Below are 25,117 nucleotides of genomic sequence, written 5' to 3'. Positions count from 1 at the left end.
GGCCGGCATTCAACCGGGGATGTGGCTTCCTAGAATCCGCCGGCCGTCTGGTTGGCGTCGACCTCTGCCCCCGCCCGCGCGCGGCGCGCGCTGTTGACCAATTGCCCCGGCCGATCCTCCCGGTTCGGCCTCGCGGTGGCGAGCCGCAGCACCGCGGCGTAGCCCGGCTGCACCTCCATGCGGCCGGCATGCCGGCTGGCGCTCAGGAGGCGATGCACCTTCGGCAAATTGTAGCAGGGCACGTAGAACAAGAGGTGATGCTCGAGGTGATAGTTCACGTAGTACGGCGCGATGAACAGGCGCTCGAGTAAATTGGCATGCGTGGTGCGGGTGTTGCGCAAGGGGTCATTGCTGTCAGGGACAACCGCGTGCTCGGCGATGTTGCGGATGCGGGTGATGACCATCATCCAGGTCAGGAGCGGCACCAGCCATAGCAACGGATAGGCCCACCACACGCCGGCCGCCGCACACGCGGCGAGCATCGCGGCATTGACGATGCATTGCGGACCGAGCTTGTCCCAGAAATGCGCCGCACGCTGCCGCCATGGCCAGTCCTTCGGCCCGAGCGCGTTGAGCAATTGCGCCTTGCGTTGCTGATAGCCAGTCTGTCCGGTGATGTCGCGAATGAACTTGCGGCGATAGCTCAGCTTGGTGATCGGAAACGGCGCCGATAGCACCAGATCGGGATCGTCCTCCTGCTGGGTGCGCGCGTGATGCTGCAAGTGATAGCGCCGGTAGCTGCGCGTCTCCGCAAACAACGGATAGGCACAGAACCATTGGCTCAGCGCCAGATTGGTTTTCTCGTCGGCGGATAAGCAGCCATGCGCGCCATCATGCATGAGAATGGCGAGCCCAAGCTGGCGTGAGCCGATGATGGCGACGGCGAGAATGTATGTCAGCGGATTGGGCCACCATGCGACCAAAGCGATCGCGCCTACGATCAGCGCCCAGGCATGCGCGATCAGTGCGACGCCTTTCCACGTCACGCGCTGGCGCACGTCGGCCAATTGTTCGTCGGTCAGGAAATCGCGGGCACGCATGCGAAGCGCGGTCATGGCCTAACTCTCCCCATCCGAGGTGGTCGATGTGTCGTGCTACTCGACGAGACGCAGGCGCGCCGCCTCGCCCGTGGATTTCGCCTGCTCACCGAGCACGCGCAGCATCTCGGCGCAGAGCTGCTCGGGCGAACGGCCCATGGCGTAGCCTTCGAGGATGACGCCGATGGCGACGGCCCAGAACCGCCGCGAGCTTTCGTCGGGCGCGCGCAGGGAGCGCCAGCCATGCCGCTCGACCTGCCCCGCATAAGCCCGCGCGCCTTCGCTGTGCAGGCGCTCGATGGTGCGCTCTACCAGTGGCGCGAGATCTTGGCGCCGCCGCGTCAGTGTCAGGGCTTCAGCGAAGAAGGCGACCGAATCGCTCGCCGTGACCGTCTCGGCCAGCGCGTGCGTATATTCCCGCGGCGTGCGCGTCTTCAGCGCCGCCTGCTCCGTCGCGCGCGCCAGGTACAGCAGCTCGCGGCAGGCGCATTCGACGAACAGCGCCTCCTTGGTGCGAAAGTAATAGGTGATCTGGCTCGGGAACGCATCCGCCGCGGCCGCGATGTCGGTGATCGCCGTGCCTGAAAGTCCCCGCTCCCGGAACAGCGGGCTCGCTGCATCCAGCAGCAGCGACCGCATCTTGCGGCCGGCTGAGCGCGTGGCGCGCGCGGCATGCTTGGGGTCGCCGGCGCCCGGCGGCGCATGGGCAGAACTGTCTGCCATTGGATCCTCCCGCTGTTTTCTTTGTATGCTATACAAACAAATAAATCAAGCCGGTAAGATTTGGGGGTGGGTAACGACCGCCTATGGATGGTCCAGGCCGAGACTCGGCCCCCAACCTTGCAAAGCCGGCCAAAATCCGTATAAGGCGCGCATCCGCAGACCCCGGCCGGGAGCTGAACGGACGGTCTCAGCAAATCATTCGTGATTTTGGTGTGGCAGGGCCAGTCGGCCCGTCGTCCCGTGTTTCCGCCTTCTGAGCTTGATCCCAGAGTCCTTTCCGAAGGTCTCTTAAGGGCTTGACGCCGGGCGATGCGCCAACATGAGGAAAGGACTTCCATGCCTCTTTACGAGCATGTTTTTCTCGCGCGTCAGGACGCGAGCCCGCAGCAGGTCGAAGAGCTGACTGCGCAGATGACCGGTATCGTCGAGGGTCTCGGCGGCAAGGTCACCAAGACCGAGAATTGGGGCGTTCGCTCCCTCACCTACCGCATGAACAAGAACCGCAAGGCGCACTTCGTGCTGCTCAACATCGACGCGCCGTCCGCGGCGATCGCCGAGATCGAGCGCCAGGAGCGCATCAGCGAAGACGTGATCCGCTATCTCAGCGTCCGCGTCGAGGAACTCGAGGAAGGCCCGTCCGCGATGATGCGCAAGGCCGATCGTGATCGCGAACGTGACGACCGCGGCGGCGGCTTCCGCGGCGAGCGTGAAGGCGGCTTCCGTGGTGACCGCGAGGGCGGCTTCCGCGGTGACCGCGGCCCGCGCCGCCCGCGCGAAGAAGCTGAAACCACGACGGATGGGGAGTAAGATCAATGGCTGAAGCTGGTGCACGCCGTCCGTTTTTCCGTCGTCGCAAGAGCTGCCCGTTCACGGGCGCCAATGCTCCCAAGATCGACTACAAGGACTCCAAGCTCCTGATGCGTTACGTCTCCGAGCGCGGCAAGATCGTGCCGAGCCGCATCACCGCGGTGTCCGCGAAGAAGCAGCGTGAGCTCGCCCGCGCCATCAAGCGCGCGCGGTTCCTGGGTCTGTTGCCCTACGTCATTCGCTGATACGACCAATTCGACCGGCGGCCGCTGAGCCGCCGGTCGTCAACTGATCTGAACGCATAAGGCTTCCGGGTCGTCCGGTCGCCGATGGTTGGGGCAAACGATGCCTCTAACCGCTCGAAGGGAGCGGGACAGCTGATGATGGCCTTTGGACTGATAGCCCTGATCGCCGGCGCCGCGTCGGCCCTGATGTTCGCCTCGATCATTTCGGGCGCGCTGATCTCGCTCGTCCTGTTCTATCTCGCACCGCTGCCGCTGATGGTCGCCGCGATCGGCTGGGGGCCGCTGTGCGCGAGCCTCGGCGGCATTGCCGCCGCAATCGGCCTCGGCGCCCTGTTCGGCCTGCCCTATTGCATCGCCTTCGCCGTGACCGTCGCATTGCCGGCTTGGTGGCTCGGCCACCTCGTCCTGCTCGGTCGGCAGGTCGGAAGCGTCGGGCCAGACGCCTCCGTCGCCGAGCCGCCGGCCGAACCCGAGATCGAGTGGTATCCGGTCGGCCGCATCCTGCTCTGGATCGCAGGTTTTGCCGCGCTGACCACGATCGCCGCCCTGCTCACGCTCGGCACCGACGCCGAGACCATCACCGGCACGCTGCGGCGCGGCCTGATGCGCCTTCTGCGAACCACCGACCCGCAAACCTCGGGCGAAGCCAGCCAGTTCGTCGATGCGCTGGTGCGCATCGCACCGGCCGCCGCCACCATCGTCGCGATGATGACGCTGACTCTCAACCTCTGGCTCAGCGCCAAGGTGACGGCGACGTCGGGCCGGCTGCGTCGTCCCTGGCCGGACATGAAGATGGCCGAGCTGCCGCCGATGACGCTCGTGGCGCTCTGCATCGCGCTCGCCTTCTGCTTCACCGGCGGGCTGCTTGCGATCGTCGCGCAGATCACCACGGCCGCGCTGATGATGGGCTATGCGCTGACCGGTTTCGCCGTGCTGCATACGCTGACGCTGACGCTGAAGAGCCGCACCTTCTGGCTCGGCTCGACCTACGCCGTCGTCGTCGTGTTCGGATGGCCCGTGATCGCGATGGTGATCCTCGGCCTTGCGGATGCCGTGTTCGGCTTCCGCGAGCGCTTCCTGCGCAGCCGGCAGCCCCCGCCGCTGCCAACACCTTAAGTCCACCCCCGAAAACTGAAACTCAGACCACTTCAAAGGAGAACGAATATGGAAGTCATTTTGCTAGAACGCGTCAACAAGCTCGGCCAGATGGGCGAAGTCGTGAAGGTTCGCGACGGCTATGCCCGCAATTTCCTGCTCAAGCGCGGCAAGGCGCTGCGCGCCACCACCGACAACCGTGCCAAGTATGACGGCATGAAGGCCGAGCTCGAGGCCCGCAACCTCCAGGCCAAGGGCGAGGCGTCCAAGGTCGCCGAGAAGATCGAGGGCAAGAACATCATCGTGATCCGCCAGGCCTCCGAAGCCGGCCAGCTGTTCGGTTCGGTCACGGTGCGCGACCTCGTCGCTGCGTTCGAGACCGACGGCGTCCACCTCGACCGTCCGCAGGTGCAGCTCGACGCGCCGATCAAGACCATCGGCAAGCACACGGTCACCGTCGCCGTTCATCCCGAGGTCGAGGTCGAGATCACCGTGACGGTCGCGCGCAGCCAGGACGAAGCCGAGCGCATCAACCGCGGCGAGGACATCTCGACCCGCAACGAGGACCGCGACGCCGCCGCCGAGGCGATCGCCGCGGCCGGCGAGTTCTTCGATCCGGAAGCCCAGCACGAGGAGGTCGAGCCGGCGCCGGCTGCGGAAGAGAAGTAAGCAGCACGTACAGCTCGTCATGCGCGGGCTTGTCCCGCGCATCCATCAAGAGAGTTTGCTCAAGAAGATGGATTGCCGGGCCAGGCCCGGCAATGACAACAGAGAATGGATCAGCCCGGTCGCTTCAGGCGGCCGGGCTTTTCGTTTTGGCGGCGACGTCCTCGTTCAACATCGCGATCGAGGCGAGCGCGGTCGCCGTATGCTTCTCGATGCCATCGCTGACGCAGAACACGTCGGCCGCGACCACGGCAACCTGACGGCCCGGCTTGATCACTCTTGCCCGGCAGATCAGCTTCTCGCCGACCGCGGGCGATAACAAATTGAGCTTGTATTCCGCCGTTAGCGCCGGCTGGCCGCGCGAGGTGGCGGCTGCGATCGTCGTGGCGTTGTCGACCAGGAAGGCAGTCACGCCGCCATGGAAAAAGCCATGCTGCTGAAGCAGTTCCGGCCGCCGCTCTACGGCGATGGTGCAGGTGCCACGCGACAATTCGGACAGCTCGGCGCCGACCAGATTCATAAAGCCCTGCCGGCCGACATTGGCGTGGATGCGCTGGGCAACGGCTGCGAATTCGGGGTCCGCTTCGGCTCGCATGCTGTCTCTCCCTATTGTTTGTCGATGCGATCGAGTGGCCGTAGCGCACGGATGGCGCAGGCGATCAGCGTGTCGGCCTCGATGCGCGGATCGGCGCGTTCGCGTCCCGACAGAAAGGCGCGGCAGAAGATCTGGGCCGGGCCGATCAGCTGGCTGACGAACATCACCGGCGTCATCGGCCGCAGCTCGCCGCGCGCGACCAGCGGCGCACGCCAGCGCTCGATACCTTCGACAAGGCGCGCGTTCTGCGCGCGCTGGCCGTCGCGCACGTCCTCGCCCCATTCGCTGCGCGAGATCTCAAAGAGATAGCGCGCCTCGCGCCGGCTGGTGACGACCCAGTCGAGATGCGCCCGGATCAGGCGATCGATACCCTCCTCCGCATCGGGCACGGGATCGAGCGCAGCCAGCACCGCGGCGTGATAGTGCCGCAGCACCTCCAGGAACAGCGCGCCGGCGAGCTCCTTCTTCGATCCGAAGGCATGAAAGAAGCTGCCATTGGAGGCGCGCGCCCGGGTGCGGATCGCGGCCACCGTCGCAGCCTCGAAGCCGACGCGGTCGAATACGATTAGTCCGGCCTCCAACAGGTCATCACGCATGCTCGCCGTCATCGAGACCCCCTAGAGTATTACTCTAGAGCCACGCTCTAGCGTCGGTCAAGACAGTGCGGAGGCCGCGATGCGCGGCCTCTGCAGTGTCGATTGGAAAATGTGGATTGGCTTAGCGCGAGATCGGCGGCGCCGGCGAGCCGGAGGACTCGGCTGGCGCTGCGGGCGCGGCTGCAGCGGTCGCGGGCGGCGCCGATTCCTGCGGTTTGGCCGCGGGTGCCGGTTCGGAATTGGCGGCAGGCGCGGCTGGCTTGGGAGCGGCCTCTTCCGCCGGCTTCGGCTCGGCCGGCTTCACGGCCGTTGGTGCAGACGGCGTCACCTGCGGGACCGGATCGGGGCGCAGCGCCGGAGCTTCGCTGCCGCTCGGCTCGACCTTCGCGCTATCGGGCGTGGCCTCGGCGGGTTTCTCGGATGCCTTGCCGCTGTCGGGCTTTGCCTCGTCACGACCCGGCTCGACCTTGGCGCTGTCGGGCTTGGCCGTCTCAGGCTTTGACTCGGCCTTCGGCTCGCTCTTCTTGTCTTCAGTGGCCGGCGCGGCGGCATCGACCCTCGGTGCCTCCTCAGTCCCGGGCTTGCCGCGGCGCTTGGCCTTGCGTCCCTCCGGTACTGCCTGGCCCTCGGACTTCGCGCCCTCCTCGGCCGGCCGTGCAGCACGCTTCTGGCGCACGCCCTCGGCCGCCGGAGCGGCCCCCTCGCCCTCCGGCTTGGCGGCCTCCTGCGACCGCTGACGGCGGCCCTGATGTTCGGACTGGCCCGGAGCCGTATTGGCTTCCTTATCCTTGGCGCCGTCCTTCTTGTCCTTGCCGTCCTTGGCCTGGTAGCGGGTGTCGGAGGCACCGTTGGAGACGAGGTAGGAGGCGAGGATGCCCGCCATGTCCGAGCTCGTGGTGTAGTGCTGGCGCAGGAAGCCCGGCAGCGAACCCGGCGCCACGGACTTGAGAAGCCCGCGGGGGCTCTTGTGGCAGGCATTGCAGGTCTGCGCGAAGAGCTGGGACGGAGTCTTGCCGGCCTCGAGGTTCGTTGCCTGCGCAAGAACGGTATCGGTCGCGCCGAAGCCGATCAGAAGCAGTACCGTCGCGAGACTGAGCGCTCGGCTCGACATTTCCCATCATCTCCATTGAAATCCGAGAGGTGCAGCCGGCATCCCGCGCGGCGGCGGTCACCTTTTAGCCGATTGAGCCGCGAATGGAAGCAGGTCCGCGCGCAAGGATGTGATTAAGCGCTTTTCGAATATCGGCTTTGAACACAGCGCAATAGCGGAGCCGGACCTGCTCCCCTAGATTTAGATGCAAACGCATAGGAACCCGAGCGGGACCCTGAGCGTCAAATGTAAAGGCCGGGTTAGTCGCATCTCTTCGGGTCCGCTCGAGAGGAAGGTGTCGATGGACCGTTTGTTGCGTAGATTCCTGTCTCAATTCATCCGCCGCGGGTCGATGATGCTGACCAGCGCAAGCGGGGCGACGTTTACTGTCGGCGACGGCTCTGGCGAACCGGTCGCGGTACGCTTCATTACGGCGGATGCGGAGCGGAAAATCCTCATCAATCCCGAGCTCGGGCTTGGCGAGGCCTATATGGACGGCGAATTCGTGGTCGAACGCGGCACCATAGCTGATGCCCTCGCGATCCTGCTCGATCAACCCGACCTATTGCCGCAGTGGGCAAAACCGTGGTGGCACCTGCGCTATCTGACGCGCCACCTCAAGCAGTTCAATCCGCGCTCGCGCGCCCGCAGCAACGTGGCGCACCACTACGATCTCGACGCCCGGCTCTATTCGCTCTTCCTCGATGCCGACAAGCAATATAGCTGCGCCTATTTCGAGACGCCGGAGACGACGCTCGACGATGCGCAGCTCGCCAAAAAGCGGCACATCGCCGCAAAGCTGCTCGTCAGGAGTGGCCAGCGCGTGCTCGACATCGGCTCGGGCTGGGGCGGGCTCGGGCTCTATCTCGCCGAGATCGCGGGCGCCGACGTCACCGGCATCACCCTGTCGACCGAGCAATTGCAGGTCGCCAATGCGCGCGCCGCCGAAAAGGGCCTGGCGGGCTCGGCCAAATTCCTGCTGCAGGACTATCGCGACATCGACGGACCATTCGACCGCATCGTCTCGGTCGGCATGTTCGAGCATGTCGGCGCTCGCTTCTACGACACTTACTTCCAGCGCTGCGCCGAGCTCCTGAGCGAGGACGGCGTCATGCTGCTGCACTCGATCGGCCGCTCGCAGGGGCCGGACTCGACCAATCCCTGGATCGCCAAATATATCTTCCCGGGCGGCTACATCCCCGCTCTGTCCGAAGTGCTGCCGGCGATCGAGCGGGCGGGCCTGCTGGTCTGCGACATCGAGATCCTGCGCCTGCATTACGCCGAGACGCTGAAGGCCTGGCGGGAGCGCTTCATGGCGCGGCGCGAGGAGGCCGTGCAGCTCTACGACGAGCGCTTCGCGTTGATGTGGGAGTTCTATCTGGCGGCCTGCGAAATGACCTTCCGCAAGCAGGCCATGATGAACTTCCAGATCCAGCTCACCCGTCGCCAGGGCGTGGTGCCGATCACGCGCGACTACGTCACGCGCGAAGAAGCCCGGCTGCGGGCCCTCGAGGGCGGCGCCAAGCCCAGGCTGAAGCTGGCAGGTGAATAGGCTCTAAAAGCGCGATGAGATTAGGATGAATCGTCATCGCGCTTTAGGTTATTGTTTGAGCATGATCTTTTCGGAAAACCGCTGCACACTTTTCCGGATCATGCTCTAGTGACGCAGGGTCGAAATCTGGGAGAGCCGGAAAGAGGCGTTTAACGCCAGTTGCGCTCGCAATTCGACGAGAAGTTCGGGTGCGACCGGCTGACGTCGCACTTCAGGCCGCGCGGCGTGCTCCATGGCCGCGATCAGTCCCGCGAGCCAGAGCCGGCTGCCTGCTTCGCTCCGCCATATCTGCTGCTGCCGTTCTGGCCGCATTGCTTGCCTCGTTCTTCCCGCTGGCGCGTCGGGGACAACCCCCTGCCCGCCGGCCTGTTCCGGCTCTACCCCGAAAGAATCCGGGAAGATGTGATCTGTTTCACATAAGTCTGGTCGGACCTGACTTATGTCGTCGCCATGAGCAAAGAGACCCAAACCTCGTTCGACGTGCAGGACGACCTCCGCACCGACTACGCCCTGATCGTCACCGGCGTCGGGGCGGCCCTGGTTGCGCTGGTCTACCTCCTGCTGGTCTGAAGCCGAGCGGAAAGCTCCCAGCGTGCGTCAATTCGCGCGTTCTTCGATAGGTCTGCGCGCCAATCCATAAGGTTCACGGCTGCAGGATTTTCCGTGGCGCGGGGTGGCGGCCGCTTCCAAGCGGCATCTGGTTCCGCGAAAATCCGTCAAGCGCGGGGCGTGCTGCGGCTATCAATCATCCACCATTTTCACTGAGCGGTTGATAGCGGTCAGCTTTTGCTTCCGCTTTGGGCCGAGGCGGCGCTTTATCGCGCCCCGCATCCGCCCAAGAAAATTGCTAAGCACGTCCGACCATGGCCCTGACTGATTCGAACGTTCTCAAACTCGCGCCCGACGCCGGGACTCCCGCCTATCGGAGCGCGCCGCATAATATCGAGGCGGAACAGAGCCTCCTGGGCGCGATCCTGGTCAACAACGACGCCTTCTACCGCGTCTCCGACTTCCTGGAGGCGAAGCATTTCTTCGAGCCGCTGCACCAGACCATCTTCGAGACCGCCGGCAGCCTGATTCGGATGGGCAAGATCGCGACGCCCGTCACGCTGAAGACGTTCCTTCCCGCCGACACCGACGTCGGCGGCATGACCATCGGGCAATATCTGGCGCGGCTCGCGGCCGAAGCGACCACCATCATCAATGCCCAGGACTACGGCCGCACCATCTATGACCTGTCGTTGCGGCGCGACCTGATCGGTATCGGCGAGGACATGGTCAATGTCGCCTATGACGCGCCGGTCGATTTCCAGCCGCGGGCGCAGATCGAGGACGCCGAGCGCCGCCTCTACGAACTCGCCGAGTCCGGCCGCTATGACGGCGGCTTCCAGAAATTCTCGCAGGCGCTGACGGTCGCCGTCGATCTTGCGGCGAAAGCATTCCAGCGCGACGGAAAGCTGTCGGGCATCTCGACGGGCCTGCGCGACCTCGACACCAAGATGGGCGGCTTGCAGCACTCCGACCTCATCATCGTGGCGGGACGTCCCGGCATGGGCAAAACCTCGCTTGCGACCAACATCGCCTACAATGTCGCACAAGCCTATGTTCCGGAACTCCAGGCCGACGGCACCATGAAGGCCGCCAATGGCGGCGTGATCGGCTTCTTCTCCTGCGAAATGTCGGCCGACCAGCTCGCCACGCGTATCGTGGCCGAGCGCACCGGCATCCCCTCCTCCCACATCCGCCGCGGCGGCATCTCGGAAGCCGATTTCGAGAAAATCCGCCAGGTCTCGATCGAGCTGCAATCGCTGCCGTTCTATGTCGACGCCACCGGCGGCCTGTCGATCGCGCAGCTGATGGCGCGCGCCCGCCGGCTCAAGCGCCAGAAGGGCCTCGACCTCCTGGTGATCGACTACATCCAGCTCTTGTCCGGCTCGGGCAAGCGCGCCAGCGACAGCCGCGTGCAGGAAATCACGGAGATCACGACCAGCTTGAAGGCGCTGGCGAAGGAGCTCAACGTCCCCGTGATCGCGCTGTCGCAGCTGTCGCGTCAGGTGGAATCGCGTGACGACAAACGGCCGCAGCTCTCGGATCTGCGCGAATCCGGCTCGATCGAGCAGGACGCCGACGTCGTGCTGTTCGTGTTCCGCGAGGAATATTACCTCGCGATGAAGGAGCCGCGCCCCGGCACCGAGGAGCACGCCAAATGGCAGGCCGACATGGAACGCACGGTCGGCCGGGCCGAAGTCATCATCGGCAAGCAGCGCCATGGCCCGACCGGCACGGTCGAGCTGCACTTCGATGCCTCGGTCACCCGATTCGGCGACCTCGCCCATGACGGCCAGTTGCCGGATCGCAGCGACTACTAGACTGTTCCCCCGGGTTGAACCACTCGGGCCTCTTGCGTAAAACGGCGTCATGACAATGGCGTCCGACCCGAAAATGATCTCGCAATCCGGTCCTCTCTCCGCGGAGGCCAATCAGGCTGCCGCGCTCGCTGCCTATGGCGGCGTGCTCACCGTCGATCTCGATGCCATCATCGCCAATTGGCGCAAGCTCGAGAAGACGGCGGTGCCGGCCGAATGCGCGGCGGTGATCAAGGCCGATGCCTATGGCTGCGGCGCCCCCGAAGTCGCGCGTGCGCTGAGCAGGGCCGGCTGCAAGACCTTCTTCGTTGCCACCATCGAGGAAGCGCGCAAGGTGCGTGAGGCTGTGCCGGAGCCCACGATCTACGTGCTTGGCGGCTATTTCCAGAACACCGGCGAGCACTATGCGAAGATCAACTGCCGGCCGGTGATCGGCGATCTCAACGAACTCGCGGAATGGGACGTGTTCTGCCGCCGCAGCGGCTGGAACGGAGGCGCCGCTGTTCACATCGACACCGGCATGAACCGGCTGGGCCTGACGCTTGCGGAAGCGCAGGCCATCATCCCCCGCATCAATGCCGGCGATCACGGCATTACGCTGGTGATGAGCCATCTGGTCTCGGGCGAGCAGCTCAACAGCCCGGTCAATGCAAGACAACTCGCCGCCTTCCGCGGCATCGCCAGCGAGTTCTCAGGCGTGCCGGCCGCGCTCGCCAACTCCTCCGGCATCTTCCTCGGCGCCCCCTTCCAGTTCGACATGGTGCGGCCGGGGGCTGCGCTCTACGGCGTCAACCCGACGCCGGAGGCCGACAATCCGATGCAACAGGTGGTCGACCTCAAGGCGCGCATCGTGCAGATCCGCACCATCGATCGCGGCGAGAGCGTCGGCTATGGCGGCACCTGGACCGCACGGCGGCCGACCAAGCTCGCGATCATCGCGGTCGGCTATGCCGACGGCTATTTCCGCGCCGCCAGCTCCAATGACGGCACCCGCGGTGCCGAAGTCATCGTGGCCGGAAAACGCTGCCCGGTCGCGGGCCGCATCTCGATGGACCTGATCGCAATCGATATCACCGACCTGCCGCCGAACGCGGCGCGGCGTGGCCACATGGTGACGCTGCTCGGAGAGGGCATCACCGTCGACGAGCTCGCGCATCATTTCGGCACGATCGGCTATGAGGTGCTGACCAGCCTCGGCCACCGCTACGCCCGCATCTACAAGGGCGGCAACGTCGTGGAGCCGCTGGCAAAGCCTGCGCCTCCAGCACAGGCTTCCGAGCAGCTGTCCTCGCCGCCGCCGGTCGAGCAGCCGGCGAGCCCGCCGCCGTTGCCGAGCTGAGCGATACGCGCGTGCCCCGGACGCAGCGCAGCGCTACTTCAGCGGTGCGTTGCAGAGCCGGGGCCCATCTCTCCACATCGTACGCTGTCGCTCTCTGGGTCCCGGCTCAGCGTCGCATCACTGCGTGCTGCGCCGCGTCCGGGACACGAGAGCGGCCGCTCACTTCTTCTTCCTGCTGTCCAGCGCCGCCTTGCAGGTCGCAGTGAGCTGGTCGCGCTTGCCGTTGAGGCATGCGACGATGCCGCCGCCCGGCGCGATGCCGGCGCAGAATTTGTCATAGTCCGCCTTGCACGCGCCGCGCGGATCGGACGATTGTGCCGATGCGGCTCCGGAGAACGCGATGACGAGTGCGACGGCAACAAAGCTCAACTTGGACATTGTGTCTCCGGTATCGGAAGGCAGAAGCGTTAGCCCTACATGAAGATCGCGACATTCAACATCAACAACATCAATCGCCGCCTGCCCAATCTCTTGGCATGGCTGCGCGTGGCGAAGCCCGATGTCGTCGCGCTTCAGGAGTTGAAGGCAAGTGATGGCGAATTTCCGGCGGCGGCCATCGAAAAAGCCGGTTATGGCGCAGTCTGGCGTGGACAAAAGACCTGGAGCGGCGTCGCCCTCCTCGCTCGCAACGCCGAGCCGGTGCTCACCCGCGATCGCTTGCCGGGGAAGGCCGATGATCACGAGGCGCGCTACATCGAGGCCGCCGTGCGCGGCATCATCGTCACCAGCATCTATCTGCCGAACGGCAATCCGCAGCCCGGGCCGAAATTCGATTACAAGCTCGACTGGTTCGCGCGGCTCAAGCGCCACGCCAAGAGCTTCATCAAGCAGGATCTGCCGGTGGTGCTCGCCGGCGACTACAACGTCGCCCCCACGGAGATCGACATCTATCCGACCCGCTCATGGGACAAGGATGCACTGATTCAGCCGAAGAGCCGCGCGGCATTCGCCTCGCTGGTCGAACAAGGCTGGTGCGACGCGATCCGCGAATTGCATCCCGAACAGCGCATCTACACGTTCTGGGACTACAAGCGAAACCGCTGGCCGCGCGATGCGGGCCTGCGGCTCGATCATCTCCTGCTCAGCCCTGCCCTCGCCCCGCGGCTGGTCAAAGCTGGCGTCGACAAGACGATCCGCGGCGAGGATGGCGCCAGCGATCACGCGCCGGCGTGGGTGGAGTTGAAATAGGTCGACGATGCCGTAGCGGTAGGGTGGGCAAAGGCGCATAGCGCCTTGCCCACCATCTCTATCCTCACCGAGGTCGAAATGGTGGGCACGCTAACGCTTTGCCCACCCTACGAAACTGTGGGCTCACCACAAATTCCTGCCGTCGATCACGTTCACCGGCACGGCCTCCAGATCGAAATCGTCGAACAGGCGCGCATTCACGGCGACCTTGGGATTGTCGAAATCGGGTTTGCCGGTCGACCAGTCCGGCGACTCCGAATAGGTGCCGCAGCCGCAGCTCGCGCAGAAATGATGTTTGACGGTGCGGCTGCCCCAGAGATAGGTCGCGACGTTTTCCGCCGGCGACAGCAGGCGGAACTGCACCGGCGTGTAATAGGCCCATAGCGCGCCGCGCTTGGCACATAGCGTGCAGGTGCAGCGCGTCACGCTCGAAGGCGCCTCCGTCACCTCGAACACCGTCTCACCGCAATGACAGCTTGCCTCGATCGGCATGACCCGCTCTCCGTTTTGTCAGGAGATGGTCGTAGCCGGCCCCTGCTGCCAACATGCTGTCAGCAGCGGGACGCCTAAAACAAAAACCTGAAAAACAACCCCATGCACAGTAGCCGACCCCCTGTGCGTTCAATGACTTGCGCAAAATCCGAAATTCGAATTGACTCGTCGGGCAAAACACCGGCAGAATATCATTATCGAAGAATTCTCCCGACGCTGCCAACATGCGCTCGCGCGGTCGCTATCGCGCTTCAGCCGCCATATTTCGCCAGCGAACCTCCTCCTCACCGCCAGATCAACGGATCGGTTCAACACGGCATCGGCGCGGTACACCAAATCGGATTGTGTAATTGCGGGCTCGCGGAACAGAGCCCTCGCGGCCCACCAGCGGGGGCATGAATGTTGGCTCCGAAGCCCGCCGCCTCAACGCCGGCCGCCCATTTCCACCCTCGTTTAGCTAAGGCCTCTTGACCTCCGCGCCTTGGTTATCATACTGGTCTGACCAAGATCAAAGGACTGGGATGGAGCTCAAGCGGGCCACCGAGGGCGAAAAGGGGTTCGAGAAGGTGTTCGCCTTCTTGCGCGAACGCCTGCTTGCGGGCTCGCTCAAGCCTGGCGACCGCCTGATCTCCGAGCGCGAGCTGGCGACCTTGCTCGGTGTCAGCCGGCCGATCGTCCGCGAGGCGCTGCGCGCCCTCACCGTGCTCGGCATCGTCGAGATCCGCGACCGCATCGGCACCGTGGTGACGCGCCCGGACGTCTCCGTGCTGAATGACTTCTTCACCTTCGCGCTCGCCCAACAGGCGGACATGCTCGACGATATCATGCAGGCCCGCGTCGCGATCGAATGCCAGGCGATCAGGCTCGCCTGCGAACGTGCCAACATCGCCGATTTCGAACGCCTGCAGCGCGCGCTGGCAAAGATCGGAGAAACGATCGACGAAGCCGATGCCGGCGGCATGGCCGACTTCGATTTCCACCGCGCCATCGTCGTCGCCTCGCATTCGGAGACGCTGACGGTCTTGCACAGTTCGATGGCGGGCCTGTTGACGCATTCGCATCGCAGCCGCCGCGAGCTGGTGCAGGCCTTCCCGTCGATGAAGACCTATCTGATCGATGATCACCGCCGCATCTTCGAAGCGGTCATTGCACGTGATCCGGAGCGCGCGGACGCGACGCTGCGCAAGCATTTTGCCATCGGCGACGAATACCGGCGGCGCGCCGTCGTCGGCGACATCGACAAGACCAGCGCCTCGGGCTGATCACGGACGGCCAGCCAACCAAGAAGCAATCAATCAAGAAACGGACTGACAACATGGGACGGAACGACAAGGGCAATGTCGGCTTCATCGGCATCGGCACGATGGGACGGGAGATGGTGCGCCACCTTCTGGTTGCGGGCCACGCGGTCCGCGTCTTCGATTTGAACGAAGCCGCGCTGGCGGACAGCGTCAAGGAAGGCGCAACCCGCGCCAAGAGCCCTGCCGATGCCGCGCAAAGCGCCGATATCGTCATCAGCATGCTGCCCGACACCCCCCATGTCGAGGCGACCATTTACGGCGAGCACGGCCTCCTGAAATCCCCTCCTCCCGGCAAGCTGATCGTCGACATGAGCACGATCTCGCCGGTTGCCGTCCGTCGCATCCATGCCGACCTGCAAAAGGCCGGCGTCAGCTTCATCGACGCGCCGGTCTCGGGTGGGCCCGTGGGTGCCAAGAACGCTGCGCTCTCGATCATGGCCGGCGGCGATGCGGCCGCCTTCGCTCAGGCCGAGCCGTTCTTCCGCGCTATGGGCACGACCATCACGCATGTCGGCGCGACCGGCGCCGGCCAGACCGTCAAGCTCTGCAATCAGCTGATCTGCGGCATCAACATCCAGGCGATCTGCGAGGCGCTCGCGCTCGGGCGGGCCTCGGGAGTCGATCTCAACCTGCTCCGCCGGGTGCTGCTCGGAGGCTCTGCGGCGTCCTGGATGCTCGACAAGCTCGGCCCCTCCATGATCGCAGGCGACGACGGCGCCGGCTTTCGCATCGATCTGATGCTGAAGGACCTCCGCCTGGTGCAGGAGCACGCGCAGGCACTGAACGTGCCGCTGCCCGGCACCGCGCTCGTCACCAGCCAGTACGTCGATGCGCGCGCCCATGGCGAAGGCAGCAACGGCAACCAGGCGCTGTTCCGCGTCTATGACCGCATGACCAACCAGGTCACCGGCTGAACCGACGACGATGAGCCTCCAACTCGACTTTCCCGCAGTGATGGAGCGCTGGCCAAGTTTCCTGGCCGGCGCCGCCCTCACGTTGGAGTTGGCATTCTTCGCGACCGTGCTCGGCGCCCTGCTCGGCACCCTCGCGGCGGTCGGACGCGGCACGCACAACGCGCTGATCGCGGGCACCTGCAAGGTCTATGTCGAGACCATCCGGAACACGCCGCTACTGGTGCAGATCTTCCTGGTCTATTTCGGCCTCGCCAGCCTTGGCTTGAAGTACTCCGCCTTCAGCGTGGCCGTGGCCGCGCTGACGATCAATGTCGGCGCCTATACCGCCGAGATCATGCGCGCCGGCTTCGAGGCGATTCCGCGCGGACAGATCGAGGCCGCCGAGGGGCTCGCACTGTCGCGCCTGCAGATCTACTGGCACATTATCCTCCTGCCGGCGATCGAGAAGGTCTATCCGGCGCTGACCAGCCAGTTCGTGCTGCTGATGCTGGCCTCCTCGGTCTGTTCGCAGATTTCGGCCGAAGAGCTCACCGCGGTCGCGAATTACATCCAGTCGGACACTTATCGGGCCTTCGAGACCTACATCATCGTCGCCGTGCTCTATGTCATCCTGTCGCTGGTGATGCGTGCCGGCTTCTGGGGCCTCGGCCTCGTGCTGTTTCCGCGCCGGCGCCGGCTCGGCACGCCGTTGTGAGATGACCATGGGCGGACATCTCAACATCAATCACCTGATGTTCCTCGGCCAGGGCGCGCTGTGGACAATCGGGCTGTCCATGATCGCGCTGATCGGCGGCGGCATCGTCGGCTTCGTGATTGCGCTGGCGCGCATATCGCCGCTCAAATCGATGCGGATCGCCAGCGCCATCTACGTTCAGCTCGTCCAGGGCACGCCGTTGCTCGTCATCCTGTTCCTCGGCTATTTCGGCCTCGCCGCCATCGGCCTCAAGGTCTCGCCGCTCGCTGCCGCCGGCGCTTCGCTGACGCTCTACGTCGCCGCCTATCTCGGCGAGATCTGGCGCGGCTGCATCCAGTCCGTGCCGAAGCCGCAATGGGAAGCCGCCGAAGGCCTGGCGCTGAGCCGGACCCAGCGCATGATGAAGGTGATCCTGCCACAGGCGATCCGCATCGCGACGCCGCCGACCGTCGGCTTCATGGTGCAGATCATCAAGAACACCTCGCTCGCCTCCGTCGTCGGTTTCGTCGAGCTGATGCGCTCGGGCCAGATCGTCAACAACTCGCTGTTCGAGCCGTTCGCCATCTACGCCATCATCGCCGTCACCTATTTCGCCATGTGCTATCCGCTGTCGCTGTTCAGCCAGAGGCTGGAACGGCGGATGGGGCGCGGCAGGTCCAACCTCGCGACAGCCTGACATGCAGCAGAACGCCCTCTCCCCCGAACTGATCGTGTCGCTCCGCGACGTGCAGAAGAGCTTTGGTCCGCTCCGGGTGCTCGACGGCGTCTCCTTTGCCGTCGCGCGCGGCGAGGTGCTGGCGCTGATCGGCCGCTCCGGCTCCGGTAAGAGCACGGCGCTGCGCTGCATCGATCGCTTCGAGAAGGTCGACGGCGGCGAGATCGTCGTCTGCGGGCATCGCGTCGACCGCCCCGATGTCGATCTGCGCGCACTGCGCCAGGACGTCGGCATCGTGTTCCAGAGCTACAATCTATTTCCGCACCTCACGATCGAGCAGAACATCACGCTCGCGCCATGCGCGGTGAAGGGCATGGCAAGTTCGCACGCCAAGGACCTCGCGCGAAAAGTGCTCGCGCAGGTCGGGCTCGAGGAGAAGCTGCACGCCTATCCCGAGCAGCTCTCGGGCGGACAGCAGCAGCGCGCCGCGATCGCCCGCTCGCTGGCGATGCAGCCGAAGGTGATGCTGTTCGACGAGATCACCTCCGCGCTCGATCCCGAACTCACCGCCGAGGTGTTGAAGGTGATCGAGCAACTGGCGGCTGATGGCATGACCATGGTGATGGTCACCCACGAGATGGGCTTTGCCAAAGGCATCGCTGATCGGATCGTGTTCATGCATCGCGGCAAGGTCCACGAAACCGGCCCCGCCTCGATCCTGACGTCGCCGACGACGCCCGAACTCACGCAATTCGTGGGCACTGGAAACCTGAAATCATAACAGGAGAGGAGAACTAGGGATGACCAACAAGACCTTGCTGGGCACGGCCGCCACGCTGTGCTGCCTCGTCATGGTATCCGCGACGCCGGCATCGGCCGATTTGCTCGACGACATCACGAAAGCGAAGAAGATCCGCATCTCGACGGACCTCGCCATCCCGCCCTCGGGCATGATGGATTCCAGCATGAAGCCGACCGGCTCCGACGTCGAAGTGGCGCAGCTGCTCGCCAAGGATTGGGGGCTCGAGCTGGAGTTCATCCAGACCACCGGCGCGACCCGTATCCCCAACGTCCTGACCGGCAAGGCCGACATCATCATCTCGACCCTGTCGGTGACGCCGGACCGCGCCAAGGTGATCGACTTCACCAAGCGCTATGCGACGCTGCAATCCGATGTCGGCTGCCTGAAATCGTCGACCGTCAAGGACTGGCCCGACGTGAAGGACAAGTCGATCGGCGTCTCGCGTGGCACCACCCAGGACACCACCCTGTCCAACATGAAGGACAAGGAGCTCAAGATCGCCCGTTACGACGACGATGCCACCATGGTGACGGCGGCCGTTTCCGGTCAGGTCGACTGTGTCGCCTCGTCGGCGACGATCATCAACCAGATCGGGGTGAAGAACCCCTCGCGCGTGTTCGAATCCAGGATTCCGCTGGCGACCTTCGATCTCGCCATCGGCCTGAAGAAGGGCGAGCAGCGCCTGATGGACAAGCTCAACGCCTGGATCACCGAGAACGTCAAGAACGGCAAGCTGAATGCGATCTACAAGAAATTCCATGGTGTCGAGCTGCCGCCCGAAATGCGCAGCTGAACCAGAGGAAGCCGTGACGGCCGCACGCGGCTGTCACGGTCAATGCAACATCAAGAAGGACCTTACATGCGTCTCGTCATCGGATCCGACCATGCCGGCTGGCCGCTCAAGCAGACGGTCATCGATCACATCCGCAAGCTCGGCCACGAAATCATCGACGTCGGCTCTCATGACGACAAGCCGGTGGACTTCCCCGACATCGCGCGCGCGGTGGCGCAGAAGGTGACGTCAGGCGAAGCCGCGCGCGGCATCATGGTGTGCGGCACCGGCGTCGGCGCCTCGATCGCGGCCAACAAGATGAAGGGTATCCGCGCCGCGGTCTGCCACGATGTCCATTCGGCCCATCAGAGCGTCGAGCATGACGACGTCAACGTCATGTGCATCGGCGCGCAGATCGTTGGCGCCTGGCTCGCCGTCGATCTGGTCTCGTCCTATCTCTCCGCCGAATTCTCCACCGACGAGGATTTCCGCCGCCGCGTCGAGAAGCTGCGCGTCATGGACGAGCAAGGCTGACGGCCCCTCCATGATCCTGGTGTTCGGATCGCTCAACATCGATCTCGTCGCGGAGGTCCCGGTCATTCCGGGTCCCGGCCGGACTGTGCTGGCGCCATGCTACCGGACCCATTTCGGCGGCAAGGGCGCCAATCAGGCGGTCGCCGCCGCGCGGATCGCCGGACCGGGACGCGTGCGCATGGCGGGTCGCGTCGGCCGGGATGGGTTTGGCGACAGCGCGATCGAGAATCTCAGGGCCAATGGTGTCGACGCCGATCTCATCGTCAGGGCCCATGAACCGACCGGCTGTGCGTTCATCACGGTCGATCAGGCCGGCGAGAACGCGATTACGGTGGCCAGCGGCGCCAATATGACTGCGAGCGCCAATGACCTCCCGACCGACCTCTTCAGTTCCGACACTGTGCTCGTGCTTCAAATGGAGGTGCCCTTTGCACAAGCGCTGGAGGCTGCGCGCAAAACCAAATCGGTTTCCGGCGCCGTGATCTGGAATCTCGCACCGGTCCCGGAGAAGATGACCGGTGAGATGGTGACAGAGCTTCTCGCTGTGACCGACCATCTGCTCGTCAACGAACACGAGGCAATGGATGCCGCAGCGGCCATCGGCCTTGCGGCGGCCAGCTACGAAACGGCTGCTATGCACCTCGCCAAGGCCGGCAACCTCACCTGCATCGTGACCGCAGGTGCGCAGGGCGCGCTGGCAATGACCACCGACGGCGCCCCGCTGCACGCCTCCACGCCGCGCATCACCCCGGTCGACACGACCGGCGCCGGCGACACCTTCGTCGGCACGTTCGCAGCGATGGTCAGCGAGGGCGTGCCGCTGCAACGCGCGCTCGAGGTGAGCTGCGAAGCGGCCGCATTGAAGTGCCTCAAGGCCGGCGCACAGACCGGCATGCCGATGCGCAGCGCATTGGGTTCCCTCGCCTAGAACGGATCGCCCGCATCGCTGACCACGGCTAAACTCTCCCGATTCGCGGAGATCGTCTTGGCCTTTCTCTTCGTCCTCAGCGTCGGCCTCATCGCCGGCACCATTTCCGGCATCGTCGGCACGGGCTCGTCGATCATGCTGATGCCGGTGCTGGTCTATGCCTATGGGCCGAAGGAAGCCGTGCCGATCATGGCGGTGGCCTCCGTGATGGCGAATTTTTCACGGATCCTGGCGTGGTGGCGCGAGGTCGACTGGCGGGCTTGCGCAGCCTATTCGGTGACGGGCATTCCGGCCGCAGCGCTCGGCGCGCGAACGCTGCTGGCACTGCCCTCGCATGCCGTCGATCTCACCATCGGCATCTTCCTGATCGCGATGGTGCCGGTGCGGCATTGGCTGGCGCGGCACGACCTCAAGGCCAATCTCTGGCACCTCGCCATCGGCGGCGCAATCATCGGCTATCTCACCGGCATCGTGGTTTCGACCGGCCCGCTCAGCGTGCCGCTGTTCCTGTTCTACGGGCTCAGCAAGGGCGCCTTCCTCGCCACTGAAGCTGCCTCCTCGCTCGGGCTCTATTTCGCGAAATCCGTGACGTTCGAGCGCTTCGGCGCGCTGACCGGCGAGGTCTTCATCAAGGGCCTGATCGCGGGCGGCTCGCTGATGTCGGGCGCCTTCATCGCAAAGCGCTTCGTGCTGCACCTGAAGCCGGAGATGTTTCGCCTGCTGATGGACGCGATCATGGTCGCGGCCGGGGTCTCCATGCTATGGAACGCGACGCAATCTCCTTGAGCACGACTCGCTATTCCCCATGGCCAAATCCAGTCTTTCCTTCGTCTGCCAGAACTGCGGCGCGGCCTATAACCGCTGGCAGGGCAAGTGCGAATCGTGCGGCGAGTGGAACACGCTCGCTGAGGAGGACACCAGTGGCAGTGTGCCGGTGTCGATCCGCTCCAAGCGCAAGGGCCGGACCTTTGCGCTGGAGAGCCTCGCCGGGAAAAGCCCGGATGCGCCGCGCCTCTCGTCAGGGATGACCGAGCTCGACCGCGTCACCGGCGGCGGTTTCGTCCGCGGCTCGGTGCTCCTGGTCGGCGGCGATCCCGGCATCGGCAAATCGACGCTGCTGACGCAGGCCACCAGCCTGCTGGCGCGCGCCGGTCACCGCGTCGTCTACATCTCCGGCGAAGAGGCGGTCGCGCAGGTGCGCCTGCGCGCCGAGCGGCTCGGCCTGTCGGATGCGCCGGTGCAGCTCGCCGCCGAGACCTCGGTCGAGGACATCGTCTCGACGCTGTCGGAGGGCGCGGTCCCTCGGCTGATCGTGATCGACTCGATCCAGACCATGTGGACAGATACGGTGGAATCCGCGCCCGGCACCGTGACCCAGGTCCGCGCCTCGGCGCAGGCGCTGATCCGTTTCGCCAAGAAAACCGGCGCGGCCATCATCCTGGTCGGCCATGTCACCAAGGACGGCCAGATCGCCGGCCCGCGCGTGGTCGAGCACATGGTCGACGCCGTGATGTCGTTCGAGGGCGAAGGCTCGCAGCAATTCCGCATCCTGCGCGCCGTGAAGAACCGGTTCGGCCCGACCGACGAGATCGGCGTGTTCGAGATGACGGGCCTCGGCCTGCGCGAGGTCACCAACCCCTCCGAGCTGTTCCTGTCCGAGCGCGATCTCGGCACGCCCGGCACCGCCGTGTTCGCAGGGATCGAGGGCACAAGGCCCGTCCTGGTCGAATTGCAGGCGCTGGTGGCCCCGACCTCGCTCGGCACCCCGCGCCGCGCCGTGGTCGGCTGGGACCCGAGCCGGCTGTCGATGGTGCTGGCGGTGCTGGAAGCCCATTGCGGGGTCAAGCTGTCCGGGCACGACGTCTATCTGAACGTCGCCGGCGGCCTGCGCATCAACGAGCCGGCGGCGGATCTCGCCGCGGCGGCGGCGCTGGTGTCATCCCTGGTTAATGCGCAGTTACCGACCGATGCCGTCTATTTCGGCGAGATCTCGCTCTCCGGCGTGGTCCGCCCGGTGGCGCAGACCCCGGCCCGGCTGAAGGAAGCGGCAAAACTCGGCTTCCAGCGCGCCGTGCTGCCCGAATCGGCCCGCGGCGAGACCGGAGGAGACGCCGGACTGTCGCTGAACGCGGTCAACAGCCTGACGACACTGGTCGCCGAAATTGCCGCCCGCGGCTCGCGCCGGGGCGAATCGAACGGGCCGGCAGAGAAAAATGCCACACCAGCAAGATTCCGCCGCGGAGATGGTTAGCCGGAGGTGACGTCGGAGGCCCCCGCCGCTATACAGCCGTCACAAAAGCAGCACGGGATTGCGTGGTTGCGGCCTTGCCGGGAACGCCGTCTGCCCCTCTTTTAGGGCAGCGGCCAAACACCGATTCGCTGAGCACCTTTGAGAGTACGAGCGGACCAGACCAGCCGATGCCAGTAACACTCCTCGACCTGATCCTGCTCGGTGTGATGCTGATCTCGGGCCTGCTCGCGATGGTCCGCGGCTTCATGCGCGAAATCCTGTCGATCGCTGCCTGGGGTGCGGCCGCGATCGTGACGCTGTATTCCTTCTCGAAGCTGCTGCCGACCGCCAAGGCCTATTTCAACAACGACACGGTCGCGAGCGTGGTCGTGGTCGCCGGCGTGTTCGTGGGCACCCTGATCGTGGTCTCCGTGATCACCGTGCGGATCTCCGACATGATCCTGGATTCGCGCATCGGCGCGCTGGACCGCACCCTCGGCTTCCTGTTTGGCCTTGCTCGCGGGCTTTTGATCGTCGTGGTCGCCTTCCTGTTCTTCACCTGGCTGGTTCCGGACAAGCAGCGTCCGGACTGGGTCACCGGAGCCAAGTCCCGCGTGGTGCTCCAGGGAACCGGGGATTGGCTGATGGCCCTCTTGCCCGACGACCCCGAGAACACCATCTTGAAGAGATTCAAGAAAAACAAACCAGATGATGATCAAGCTGAATCCGAGCAGCAGCCTTCGGGCAGTGGCGACGGATACAGTAAACCCGCTCGTGACAGCCTGAAAAAGCTGATCGAGAAACCTGCAGCGCGTTGATTGGCCCTAGAGAAAGGCGCGGACGAGATGCGACACCCTGACCAGGACGCCCAGCTTGATCTCGATCCAACGGCCGGTTTGGGCCCGGCCGCTCTGGAGGTCCAGGACGACCTGGAGGGGGATACGCTCCGCGAGGAATGCGGCGTCTTCGGCATCTACGGCCACCCGGACGCCGCCGCCATCACCGCGCTCGGTCTCCACGCCCTTCAGCACCGCGGCCAGGAAGCCGCCGGCATCGTCTCCTACGACGGCAACCGCTTTCACTCAGAACGCCGCCTCGGCCTCGTCGGCGACACCTTCTCCCGTCACGAGGTGATCGACCGCCTGCCCGGCAACATGGCGGTCGGCCATGTCCGCTACTCCACCACCGGCGCCACCATCCTGCGCAACGTACAGCCACTGTTCGCCGAGCTGAATGCCGGTGGCCTCGCGGTCGCGCATAACGGCAACCTCACCAACGGCCTGACGCTGCGCCGCGAGCTGGTGAAGAGCGGTGCGATGATGCAGTCGACCACCGACACCGAGGTGATCCTGCATCTGGTCGCGCGCTCCAAGCGCAGCCGCTTCATCGAGCGCTATGTCGACGCGCTGCGCGAGATCGAAGGCGCCTATGCGCTGGTCTCGCTGACCAACAAGAAGCTGGTCGGCGCGCGCGATCCGCGCGGCATCCGTCCGCTCGTGCTCGGCGAGCTCGACGGCTGCCCGATCCTGACCTCTGAGACCTGCGCCCTCGACATCATCGGCGCGCGCTTCGTGCGCGACATCGAGCCGGGCGAAGTCATCGTGTTCGACGAGAACGGCCAGGACATCCACAAGCCGTTCCCGCCGATGGCGCCGCGCCCCTGCATCTTCGAATACATCTACTTCTCCCGTCCGGATTCCATCGTCCACGGCCGCTCGGTCTACGAGGTGCGCAAGAATTTCGGCGCGCAGCTCGCGCGCGAGAGCCACGTGCCGGTCGACGTCGTGGTGCCGGTGCCGGATTCCGGCGTGCCCGCCGCGGTCGGCTACAGCCAGTTCTCCGGCGTGCCGTTCGAGCTCGGCATCATCCGCAACCACTATGTCGGCCGCACCTTCATCCAGCCGACGCAGGCGATCCGCGAATCCGGCGTGCGCATGAAGCACTCGGCCAATCGCGCCGCGATCGAAGGCAAGCGCATCATCCTGATCGACGACTCGCTGGTGCGCGGCACCACCTCGAAGAAGATCGTGCGCATGATGCGCGATGCGGGTGCAACCGAAGTGCACTTCCGCCTCGCCTCGCCCCCGATCCTCTATCCCGATTATTACGGCATCGACCTGCCCGACCGCGGTGGCCTGCTCGCCGCGACGCATTCGCTGGAGGAGATGCGCGAGATCATCGGCGCCGACTCGCTCGCCTTCCTGTCCATCGACGGCATGTACCGCGCCATGGGCGAGCCCGGCCGCGACCCCGCCAATCCGAAATTCTCGGATCACTGCTTCACCGGAGCCTATCCGACCCACCTCACCGACCAGACCCAGACCGAGCCGCAGCCGCGGCAATTGTCGCTGCTGGCGGAGGCGAGCTGATCCTGTCGTCCTGGCGAAAGCCAGGACCCATTACCACAGGCTTCAATGGCTCGAAGAAGGTGTGACAACCGCCTTCCCAAGCCAAACAAACCCGGCGTATGGGTCCTGGCTTTCGCCAGGACGACAA

At 65.0% G+C, this 25,117-nt stretch carries 28 protein-coding genes; 20 read left to right on the top strand and 8 right to left on the bottom strand.

Features of this window, described 5'->3' with window-relative positions; translation table 11 throughout:
• Positions 1-29 precede the first annotated feature (29 nt).
• The gene (locus LRP30_RS17885; protein ID WP_249761214.1) at positions 30-1,055 is read right to left on the bottom strand and encodes a fatty acid desaturase family protein; all 1,026 of its coding nucleotides are present in this window, start codon (positions 1,053-1,055) and stop codon (positions 30-32) included.
• 39 nt (positions 1,056-1,094) lie between these two features.
• Positions 1,095-1,760 carry a TetR/AcrR family transcriptional regulator C-terminal domain-containing protein gene (locus LRP30_RS17880; protein ID WP_249761213.1) on the bottom strand — a complete coding sequence of 222 codons (666 nt, stop codon included), beginning with the start codon at positions 1,758-1,760 and terminating at the stop codon, positions 1,095-1,097.
• 336 nt (positions 1,761-2,096) lie between these two features.
• Between LRP30_RS17880 and rpsF the strand changes: the two genes are divergently transcribed.
• The 4 genes from rpsF to rplI all read left to right on the top strand — a co-directional run bounded on the left by rpsF (position 2,097) and on the right by rplI (position 4,576).
• Entirely contained in the window at positions 2,097-2,567 is a 471-nt protein-coding gene (rpsF, locus tag LRP30_RS17875; protein ID WP_128934277.1) for a 30S ribosomal protein S6, read from the top strand.
• 5 nt (positions 2,568-2,572) lie between these two features.
• Positions 2,573-2,812 (top strand): 30S ribosomal protein S18, encoded by a 240-nt coding sequence (gene rpsR / locus LRP30_RS17870; protein WP_007592020.1) that lies wholly within the window; start codon positions 2,573-2,575, stop codon positions 2,810-2,812.
• A 135-nt stretch (positions 2,813-2,947) separates the two neighbouring features.
• Positions 2,948-3,928: a hypothetical protein gene (locus LRP30_RS17865; RefSeq protein WP_249761212.1), complete on the top strand. Its 981-nt coding sequence runs from the start codon at positions 2,948-2,950 to the stop codon at positions 3,926-3,928.
• A 48-nt stretch (positions 3,929-3,976) separates the two neighbouring features.
• Complete coding sequence (rplI, locus tag LRP30_RS17860; RefSeq protein WP_128934279.1) at positions 3,977-4,576, top strand: 50S ribosomal protein L9; 600 nt, start codon at positions 3,977-3,979, stop codon at positions 4,574-4,576.
• 124 nt (positions 4,577-4,700) lie between these two features.
• Here the strand turns inward: rplI and LRP30_RS17855 are convergent, their stop codons facing one another.
• From LRP30_RS17855 to LRP30_RS17845, 3 genes are all read right to left on the bottom strand, one after another.
• Positions 4,701-5,168: a PaaI family thioesterase gene (locus LRP30_RS17855; RefSeq protein ID WP_249761211.1), complete on the bottom strand. Its 468-nt coding sequence runs from the start codon at positions 5,166-5,168 to the stop codon at positions 4,701-4,703.
• A gap of 11 nt (positions 5,169-5,179) precedes the next feature.
• Positions 5,180-5,776 carry a TetR/AcrR family transcriptional regulator gene (locus LRP30_RS17850; protein ID WP_128934281.1) on the bottom strand — a complete coding sequence of 199 codons (597 nt, stop codon included), beginning with the start codon at positions 5,774-5,776 and terminating at the stop codon, positions 5,180-5,182.
• Positions 5,777-5,885: 109 nt separating this feature from the next.
• Positions 5,886-6,875, bottom strand: a complete 990-nt coding sequence (locus LRP30_RS17845; RefSeq protein WP_249761210.1) for a hypothetical protein — start codon at positions 6,873-6,875, stop codon at positions 5,886-5,888.
• Positions 6,876-7,155: 280 nt separating this feature from the next.
• On the opposite strand from LRP30_RS17845, the gene LRP30_RS17840 reads away from it, so the two are divergent.
• Complete coding sequence (locus LRP30_RS17840) at positions 7,156-8,406, top strand: cyclopropane-fatty-acyl-phospholipid synthase family protein (protein WP_249761209.1); 1,251 nt, start codon at positions 7,156-7,158, stop codon at positions 8,404-8,406.
• Positions 8,407-8,511: 105 nt separating this feature from the next.
• On the opposite strand, the gene LRP30_RS17835 is transcribed toward LRP30_RS17840, so the two are convergent.
• Positions 8,512-8,718, bottom strand: coding sequence for a transcriptional regulator (locus LRP30_RS17835; RefSeq protein WP_128942995.1), 207 nt, complete (start codon positions 8,716-8,718; stop codon positions 8,512-8,514).
• Positions 8,719-9,269: 551 nt separating this feature from the next.
• On the opposite strand from LRP30_RS17835, the gene LRP30_RS17830 reads away from it, so the two are divergent.
• The gene (locus tag LRP30_RS17830) at positions 9,270-10,775 is read left to right on the top strand and encodes a replicative DNA helicase (RefSeq protein WP_091895028.1); all 1,506 of its coding nucleotides are present in this window, start codon (positions 9,270-9,272) and stop codon (positions 10,773-10,775) included.
• A gap of 55 nt (positions 10,776-10,830) precedes the next feature.
• The gene (gene alr, locus LRP30_RS17825) at positions 10,831-12,111 is read left to right on the top strand and encodes an alanine racemase (protein WP_164940280.1); all 1,281 of its coding nucleotides are present in this window, start codon (positions 10,831-10,833) and stop codon (positions 12,109-12,111) included.
• 159 nt (positions 12,112-12,270) lie between these two features.
• On the opposite strand, the gene LRP30_RS17820 is transcribed toward alr, so the two are convergent.
• The gene (locus LRP30_RS17820; protein WP_128934286.1) at positions 12,271-12,489 is read right to left on the bottom strand and encodes a cysteine rich repeat-containing protein; all 219 of its coding nucleotides are present in this window, start codon (positions 12,487-12,489) and stop codon (positions 12,271-12,273) included.
• A gap of 39 nt (positions 12,490-12,528) precedes the next feature.
• On the opposite strand from LRP30_RS17820, the gene LRP30_RS17815 reads away from it, so the two are divergent.
• On the top strand, positions 12,529-13,299 hold the full coding sequence (locus LRP30_RS17815) for an exodeoxyribonuclease III (RefSeq protein ID WP_249761208.1): 771 nt from the start codon (positions 12,529-12,531) through the stop codon (positions 13,297-13,299).
• A gap of 123 nt (positions 13,300-13,422) precedes the next feature.
• On the opposite strand, the gene LRP30_RS17810 is transcribed toward LRP30_RS17815, so the two are convergent.
• On the bottom strand, positions 13,423-13,791 hold the full coding sequence (locus LRP30_RS17810; RefSeq protein WP_128934288.1) for a GFA family protein: 369 nt from the start codon (positions 13,789-13,791) through the stop codon (positions 13,423-13,425).
• A gap of 521 nt (positions 13,792-14,312) precedes the next feature.
• On the opposite strand from LRP30_RS17810, the gene LRP30_RS17805 reads away from it, so the two are divergent.
• From LRP30_RS17805 to purF, 12 genes are all read left to right on the top strand, one after another.
• Positions 14,313-15,053, top strand: a complete 741-nt coding sequence (locus tag LRP30_RS17805) for a FadR/GntR family transcriptional regulator (protein WP_249761207.1) — start codon at positions 14,313-14,315, stop codon at positions 15,051-15,053.
• Between the two features lie 53 nt (positions 15,054-15,106).
• Positions 15,107-16,006, top strand: coding sequence for an NAD(P)-dependent oxidoreductase (locus LRP30_RS17800; protein WP_249761206.1), 900 nt, complete (start codon positions 15,107-15,109; stop codon positions 16,004-16,006).
• Between the two features lie 10 nt (positions 16,007-16,016).
• Positions 16,017-16,700 (top strand): amino acid ABC transporter permease, encoded by a 684-nt coding sequence (locus LRP30_RS17795; protein ID WP_249761205.1) that lies wholly within the window; start codon positions 16,017-16,019, stop codon positions 16,698-16,700.
• 7 nt (positions 16,701-16,707) lie between these two features.
• Positions 16,708-17,376 carry an amino acid ABC transporter permease gene (locus LRP30_RS17790; protein WP_249761204.1) on the top strand — a complete coding sequence of 223 codons (669 nt, stop codon included), beginning with the start codon at positions 16,708-16,710 and terminating at the stop codon, positions 17,374-17,376.
• 1 nt (position 17,377) lies between these two features.
• Positions 17,378-18,136, top strand: a complete 759-nt coding sequence (locus LRP30_RS17785) for an amino acid ABC transporter ATP-binding protein (RefSeq protein WP_249761203.1) — start codon at positions 17,378-17,380, stop codon at positions 18,134-18,136.
• Between the two features lie 19 nt (positions 18,137-18,155).
• Positions 18,156-18,950, top strand: coding sequence for a transporter substrate-binding domain-containing protein (locus LRP30_RS17780; protein WP_249761202.1), 795 nt, complete (start codon positions 18,156-18,158; stop codon positions 18,948-18,950).
• Positions 18,951-19,016: 66 nt separating this feature from the next.
• On the top strand, positions 19,017-19,463 hold the full coding sequence (gene rpiB, locus LRP30_RS17775; RefSeq protein WP_128942527.1) for a ribose 5-phosphate isomerase B: 447 nt from the start codon (positions 19,017-19,019) through the stop codon (positions 19,461-19,463).
• A 10-nt stretch (positions 19,464-19,473) separates the two neighbouring features.
• On the top strand, positions 19,474-20,391 hold the full coding sequence (locus LRP30_RS17770; RefSeq protein WP_249761201.1) for a ribokinase: 918 nt from the start codon (positions 19,474-19,476) through the stop codon (positions 20,389-20,391).
• Positions 20,392-20,448: 57 nt separating this feature from the next.
• Complete coding sequence (locus LRP30_RS17765) at positions 20,449-21,177, top strand: sulfite exporter TauE/SafE family protein (RefSeq protein WP_249761200.1); 729 nt, start codon at positions 20,449-20,451, stop codon at positions 21,175-21,177.
• Positions 21,178-21,196: 19 nt separating this feature from the next.
• On the top strand, positions 21,197-22,642 hold the full coding sequence (gene radA / locus LRP30_RS17760) for a DNA repair protein RadA (protein ID WP_128934298.1): 1,446 nt from the start codon (positions 21,197-21,199) through the stop codon (positions 22,640-22,642).
• 167 nt (positions 22,643-22,809) lie between these two features.
• A complete protein-coding gene (locus LRP30_RS17755; protein ID WP_091895012.1) occupies positions 22,810-23,439 on the top strand; it encodes a CvpA family protein in 630 nt (209 codons plus the stop codon).
• 27 nt (positions 23,440-23,466) lie between these two features.
• Positions 23,467-24,990 (top strand): amidophosphoribosyltransferase, encoded by a 1,524-nt coding sequence (gene purF / locus LRP30_RS17750; protein ID WP_091895062.1) that lies wholly within the window; start codon positions 23,467-23,469, stop codon positions 24,988-24,990.
• Positions 24,991-25,117: the final 127 nt, after the last annotated feature.

The organism is Bradyrhizobium sp. C-145 (genome assembly GCF_023375135.1).
In the GTDB taxonomy this organism is placed as follows: Bacteria; Pseudomonadota; Alphaproteobacteria; order Rhizobiales; family Xanthobacteraceae; genus Bradyrhizobium; species Bradyrhizobium zhanjiangense.
This window is presented reverse-complemented; position numbering and strand designations above follow the sequence as displayed.

Bases quoted from the DNA above. Each gene is read 5' to 3' on its own strand.
- LRP30_RS17885 (WP_249761214.1), bottom strand. From the start codon at position 1,055: ATGACCGCGCTTCGCATGCGTGCCCGCGATTTCCTGACCGACGAACAA.
- LRP30_RS17880 (WP_249761213.1), bottom strand. From the start codon at position 1,760: ATGGCAGACAGTTCTGCCCATGCGCCGCCGGGCGCCGGCGACCCCAAG.
- rpsF (WP_128934277.1), top strand. From the start codon at position 2,097: ATGCCTCTTTACGAGCATGTTTTTCTCGCGCGTCAGGACGCGAGCCCG.
- rpsR (WP_007592020.1), top strand. From the start codon at position 2,573: ATGGCTGAAGCTGGTGCACGCCGTCCGTTTTTCCGTCGTCGCAAGAGC.
- LRP30_RS17865 (WP_249761212.1), top strand. From the start codon at position 2,948: ATGATGGCCTTTGGACTGATAGCCCTGATCGCCGGCGCCGCGTCGGCC.
- rplI (WP_128934279.1), top strand. From the start codon at position 3,977: ATGGAAGTCATTTTGCTAGAACGCGTCAACAAGCTCGGCCAGATGGGC.
- LRP30_RS17855 (WP_249761211.1), bottom strand. From the start codon at position 5,168: ATGCGAGCCGAAGCGGACCCCGAATTCGCAGCCGTTGCCCAGCGCATC.
- LRP30_RS17850 (WP_128934281.1), bottom strand. From the start codon at position 5,776: ATGACGGCGAGCATGCGTGATGACCTGTTGGAGGCCGGACTAATCGTA.
- LRP30_RS17845 (WP_249761210.1), bottom strand. From the start codon at position 6,875: ATGTCGAGCCGAGCGCTCAGTCTCGCGACGGTACTGCTTCTGATCGGC.
- LRP30_RS17840 (WP_249761209.1), top strand. From the start codon at position 7,156: ATGGACCGTTTGTTGCGTAGATTCCTGTCTCAATTCATCCGCCGCGGG.
- LRP30_RS17835 (WP_128942995.1), bottom strand. From the start codon at position 8,718: ATGCGGCCAGAACGGCAGCAGCAGATATGGCGGAGCGAAGCAGGCAGC.
- LRP30_RS17830 (WP_091895028.1), top strand. From the start codon at position 9,270: ATGGCCCTGACTGATTCGAACGTTCTCAAACTCGCGCCCGACGCCGGG.
- alr (WP_164940280.1), top strand. From the start codon at position 10,831: ATGGCGTCCGACCCGAAAATGATCTCGCAATCCGGTCCTCTCTCCGCG.
- LRP30_RS17820 (WP_128934286.1), bottom strand. From the start codon at position 12,489: ATGTCCAAGTTGAGCTTTGTTGCCGTCGCACTCGTCATCGCGTTCTCC.
- LRP30_RS17815 (WP_249761208.1), top strand. From the start codon at position 12,529: ATGAAGATCGCGACATTCAACATCAACAACATCAATCGCCGCCTGCCC.
- LRP30_RS17810 (WP_128934288.1), bottom strand. From the start codon at position 13,791: ATGCCGATCGAGGCAAGCTGTCATTGCGGTGAGACGGTGTTCGAGGTG.
- LRP30_RS17805 (WP_249761207.1), top strand. From the start codon at position 14,313: ATGGAGCTCAAGCGGGCCACCGAGGGCGAAAAGGGGTTCGAGAAGGTG.
- LRP30_RS17800 (WP_249761206.1), top strand. From the start codon at position 15,107: ATGGGACGGAACGACAAGGGCAATGTCGGCTTCATCGGCATCGGCACG.
- LRP30_RS17795 (WP_249761205.1), top strand. From the start codon at position 16,017: ATGAGCCTCCAACTCGACTTTCCCGCAGTGATGGAGCGCTGGCCAAGT.
- LRP30_RS17790 (WP_249761204.1), top strand. From the start codon at position 16,708: ATGGGCGGACATCTCAACATCAATCACCTGATGTTCCTCGGCCAGGGC.
- LRP30_RS17785 (WP_249761203.1), top strand. From the start codon at position 17,378: ATGCAGCAGAACGCCCTCTCCCCCGAACTGATCGTGTCGCTCCGCGAC.
- LRP30_RS17780 (WP_249761202.1), top strand. From the start codon at position 18,156: ATGACCAACAAGACCTTGCTGGGCACGGCCGCCACGCTGTGCTGCCTC.
- rpiB (WP_128942527.1), top strand. From the start codon at position 19,017: ATGCGTCTCGTCATCGGATCCGACCATGCCGGCTGGCCGCTCAAGCAG.
- LRP30_RS17770 (WP_249761201.1), top strand. From the start codon at position 19,474: ATGATCCTGGTGTTCGGATCGCTCAACATCGATCTCGTCGCGGAGGTC.
- radA (WP_128934298.1), top strand. From the start codon at position 21,197: ATGGCCAAATCCAGTCTTTCCTTCGTCTGCCAGAACTGCGGCGCGGCC.
- LRP30_RS17755 (WP_091895012.1), top strand. From the start codon at position 22,810: ATGCCAGTAACACTCCTCGACCTGATCCTGCTCGGTGTGATGCTGATC.
- purF (WP_091895062.1), top strand. From the start codon at position 23,467: ATGCGACACCCTGACCAGGACGCCCAGCTTGATCTCGATCCAACGGCC.